The sequence below is a fragment of the Yoonia sp. genome (genome assembly GCF_046498525.1).
Taxonomy (GTDB): Bacteria; Pseudomonadota; Alphaproteobacteria; order Rhodobacterales; family Rhodobacteraceae; genus Yoonia.
In genome coordinates, this window is record NZ_JAWOAN010000272.1 from 1 (window position 1) to 4724 (window position 4724).

The 4724-nt window shown below is 57.1% G+C and carries 3 protein-coding genes; 1 reads left to right on the top strand and 2 read right to left on the bottom strand.

Annotation, left to right across the window (positions count from 1 at the left end; translation table 11 throughout):
• The first annotated feature begins 1108 nt into the window (after window positions 1-1108).
• On the top strand, window positions 1109-1627 hold the full coding sequence (locus tag R6T97_RS16085; protein WP_410350296.1) for an acyloxyacyl hydrolase: 519 nt from the start codon (window positions 1109-1111) through the stop codon (window positions 1625-1627).
• 347 nt (window positions 1628-1974) lie between these two features.
• Here R6T97_RS16085 and R6T97_RS16090 read toward each other — a convergent pair whose 3' ends face one another.
• Both R6T97_RS16090 and R6T97_RS16095 read right to left on the bottom strand, forming a co-directional pair.
• A complete protein-coding gene (locus R6T97_RS16090) occupies window positions 1975-3360 on the bottom strand; it encodes a transposase (protein WP_410350297.1) in 1386 nt (461 codons plus the stop codon).
• 151 nt (window positions 3361-3511) lie between these two features.
• The coding region (locus R6T97_RS16095) for a pyruvate dehydrogenase complex dihydrolipoamide acetyltransferase (RefSeq protein WP_410350298.1) at window positions 3512-4724 on the bottom strand (1213 nt) is incomplete at its 5' end.

Sequence of the window (4724 nt, forward strand, 5' to 3'; positions counted from 1 at the left end):
GATATCAGAATTATTTTCTCTGTCAATAAACCTTTACTTACAATCCATGTTCACCTGATTGATCACAGGGGAGATGTTTATAAATAGATCGCCCTTACTTACATCCTGACATGAATGCCATTGCGGAACGTTTATGATCGCCGACGTTGAGGCGCCAGGATTTCGGAAAATCGGCTGCTTTCTACTATCAGCGACTGCAGCTGATGTCCGCTCCAGACACCCAAGACCTGGCGGACCTGAAAACCACGTCGCATTGTCAGCAAAGACTGTCGGTCAATTGCTTCTGAAAGATCGCCTTCCCGAATCCACTTGGCGAATGTGCGAACTCGGCGAATTCACACTTTTCTCCCGTCTTCCATGCGCACGCAGGCATAGCACGTTGCCAGACATGTATCCGCTCTAGAGCTGGGAGACGTCAATAGGGCCTGACTGACCAGCGGCCGGTTTGTCTGCATAGTGTGTTCGCTAACCTTGGGATTATGCACTTGCAGCGATATTCCGGAATGGTTGGCCGCATCGCAGCATTTCGTTTCGTCGGTGAAGGGCCGGTGTGGGCCGTGAGCGACCCTACCAAACAGAATTAACTGTTCGATTGCCGCGATGCGGAGAAAGGCAGCAAGAGCCCAAAGTGCTGCATGCTGCGTAGTGCCTGAACGGCAGCGGCGCGCTAAAGGCGGACACTGAAAAATTGCAAACCCGGATCGTGCTATAGCGTTCGGACCTCCTAGTATTCTAGGCGATAGGGCTGATCCAGTGTTGTGCCAGCCATCAGAATGCCGACCCTCGACCCGCCGCTAGCATGTCGGTGGGGAGCTATCTTGTGTGGTAGATTTCAACCCACTTCGGCTGCCCAGGCGTTGTCAGCCTCGGGGCACTGCATACATCAACCACAAAAAATGCCCGTTGTGGGGGCTACTGACGCGCTGTACCCTGCCTTTATGTTGCGGTCACGCAAGATGTAGATTGATAGTCCAAAAGCCCTTTCTTGGGGATTACTCAAGGCATTTTGTTTAGCTGCGCTGTTGCAGGCAAGTATGCGCCTTAGTTTTATCTAGCCCTAGTACACCTTTCGGAAGGCTCCACCGGCCACAAAAAATAGGATGACATCATGGACGGTACACTTGGTCTATTCTGGCTGCTGACGAGTTTGACAGATATGGCGTTGAACGATTGCCCCAACGGTTGCCTTCGAACCGAAAAGCAAGAACCACAGATATTTTATCAGCTGGGACAACTGCAATCTGATGAATTTCAGAGTGCGAAAGAGTTCTATCTTGGCTACGACAGCCATCGTCGACGCGGCCCCTCTCGCCCCACTTATGGCCTTTCGCTCACAACTAATGGGGCTGCATGGTTCGGGATTGGCGGGAAATGGAGCAGCCAATACGTTTACGATACCCCATTGTTCGTCGAAACCTCGCTGATGCCTGGGCTTTATAGGCAAGGTGACGGCGCTGATCTTGATGGGACTCTGCAATTTCGAGCGGCACTTGGTATTGGCTATACGTTTGACAACGGCAGTAACCTGACTGTCATCTACGACAGTATGTCCAACGCAGATCTTTTCGATGACAGCCCGAGCCGCGAAACGCTTGCCATCCGTTGGACGACCAACTGGGAGGGATAGTGCCATCCTTCAAAATGCTTGATGATAGAGATACCCGAGCAAGGCCGCTTCGTCTTTCCATAGTACTGCCAGGCGCACTGGGTCGCTGTTACCAATCATATCGGCAATCTTTACCTCTCGTGCAGACGCTGGCCCCTAACGCACATGATGTTCTATAGATTCATCCAATGTCTTCTTTTGGCTGGCTTCTGCCATCGTCGGAAAACTCACGAATGGCGGACATGACCAGCCGTAGGGCAGCAGCACGTGGGACGACTGAATGGCCGCTCTGGGCCGATACTGTGGAAAAACTAACGTTTGCGAGCGCAGAAATGGCTATTCCAAATGCGGCGCGAGCGCCTTTCCTGTCAGGTTTTTCGCGTTTGCTGCGGTGCGGGAAAGATCTTGGCCAGTTTCCGGAGGTTCTGGGCGGTTGCGGCGAGGAGGAACTCATCATTTGCGCCGCATGGGCCGCGTAATCGGAGCCTTCCGAGGCCGAGAATGCGTTTGAGGTGGGCGAAGAGCATCTCTACCTTTTTGCGCAGGCGCATCGAGATGGCGTATTGTCTGGTCTTGGCGATGTCGCGGGCGACTTGGCGGGCATCTTCGTGTTCTTCGCGGGTGATGGACCGGAAGTCGGCATTGGGGCAGCAGCGTGACTTCGAGGGGCAGGCATGGCAGGTGAGCTTCAGGCAACGGTATTTTGCGACGCCCTTGCCAGTCGGCCCCCGGTTCGGATCGGAATAATTCCGGCGGAACTGCTTCAGCTCTTGGCCCTCGGGGCAGATGTATTGGTCGTTCCCGGCGTCCCATTCAAAGTCCGCCCGGCTCCAGGTGCCGTCGCTACGGCCCGACTTGTCGAACACCGGGATGTGGGGCGCGATCTTGCGATCGACCAGCCAGCCCAGCATCGGTCCGGTGCCGTAAGCCGTATCCGCGATCAGGCGTTCGGGGTGCAGATTGAACCTGGCCTTCGCCCGCTTCAGCATGGTCTTGGTCGATCCGACCTCGGCCTGCCGGATCGACCTTGTGGCTTCTACATCGATAATCACGCCATGATCCGTGTCGATCAGGTAGTTGTCGGAATAGCTGAAGAAAGCGGGCCCCTTGCGCGCGGCGGTCCACTGGCTGGCCGGGTCCGAATGCGAGGTGAACTTGGGCTGGACCTCGCTGGCCGCACCGAATGCTGCCTCGTCCAGCATGTCGAGATACTCGCGCACGGCACGGGGTGCATCCGCCGGATCAATCCGCGCCGCGTCCCAGTCGTCCTTCGGCGTAGAGTTCTGCTTGTTGGCATCGGCCTCGATCAGGCTGGCATCAATCGCCATGCGCTGACCGCTGACCAGACCTTCCGCGATGCAGCGCGCGACAGTCGTCTCAAACAGATGCCGTAGCAACTCGCTGTCGCGGAAACGTCCATGTCGGTTCTTTGAAAACGTCGAATGATCCGGGACCCGGTCACTCAGGTCAAGCCGGCAGAACCAGCGATACGCGAGGTTCAGATGCACCTCTTCGCACAGCCGCCGTTCGGACCGGATGCCGAAGCAATACCCGACCAGCAGCATCCGGATCAGCAGTTCGGGATCGACCGACGGACGGCCGGTGTGGCTGTAGAAACCGGCAAGATGGGTGCGGATGCTGTTCAGATCGACAAACCGATCGATGGAGCGAAGAAGGTGGTCTTGCGGAACGTGATCTTCCAGCGAGAACTCGTAGAAGAGTGCTGCCTGCGCTTCCTGTCTCGGTCCCAACATTGCTCAATTCTCCCGCTGGTCAGAAGAATTGAATCAGCAACTTACGCTTCGATCAAGCACGAGTTTTTCAACAAAATAGGCTCAAACCGGACATCCCAATGCAAAAAGCCCCACCACCCGGCGGGGCTTTTCCTTTCCCATCACACCCGCCTCACGCCAGCATGGTCATCGGATTTTCCAGATTATCCTTGATCGCGTTCAGCAGGTTCGCGCCCAGGACGCCGTCGATCACGCGGTGATCTACGGACAGGGTGACGGACATGATCGTTGCGACGGCCAGTTCGCCATCGGCGCCGACAATCGGTTTTTTCACACCCGCGCCAACGGCCAGAATGGCCGAATGCGGCGGGTTGATGATGGCGTCGAAATTGTCGATGCCGAACATGCCAAGGGTGGAAACCGCGAAACTGCCGCCCTGGTATTCATGCGGGGCCAGCTTGCGGTCGCGGGCGCGTGTGGCAAGGTCTTTCATCTCGGTTGACAGGGCCGACAGCGATTTCATCTCGGCGTCTTTCAACACCGGCGTGAACAACCCGCCCTCGATCGCGACGGCAACGGCCACATCGGATTTTTCGAATTGCAGCGTGCGGTCACCGGCCCAGACGGCGTTGGCCTCTGGCACCTGTTGCAGCGCAATCGCGCAGGCCTTGATGATGAAATCATTGACCGACAGTTTCACGCCGCGCCCGTCCAGCTGTTTGTTCAACTGGCTGCGGAATTTCAGCAGCGCATCAAGGTTGATGTCACGGCGCAGATAGAAATGCGGCACCGATTGCTTGGCCTCGGTCAGGCGGGCGGCAATCGTCTTGCGCATCCCGTCCAGCTTGACCTCCTCATACGGGCGTCCGTCATACATCTTGATCACGGCATCGGTACTTGGTCCGGCGGCCATGGCGGCGGCTTTGGGGGCGTCGGCCTTAACCGGTGCGGCATCCGATTTCGCCGCTGGTTTGGCGGATTCCACATCGGCCTTGACGATCCGGCCATGCGGGCCAGAGCCTTTGATATCGGCCAGATCAAGCCCCTTGTCCGCCGCAATCCGCCGCGCAAGCGGCGAGGCAAAGATGCGTTCGCCATCCTTCACCGATGCAGCCGGGGCAGGGGTGGCGCCCTTGTCCTGAGACTTTGCGGGTGCTTCCTCTTTCGCGTCTTCTTTCGCTTCCGGCTTTGGTTCGGCCTTTTTTTCCGCCTTGGGGGTGTCGCCGATATCATCAGCGCTTTCGCCCTCTTCCAGCAGCACGGCGATCACGTCGTTCACCTTCACGCCTTCGGTGCCTTCGGGGATGACGATCTTGCCCATCACCCCTTCGTCCACGGCCTCGAACTCCATCGTGGCCTTGTCGGTTTCGATCTCGGCCAGAATG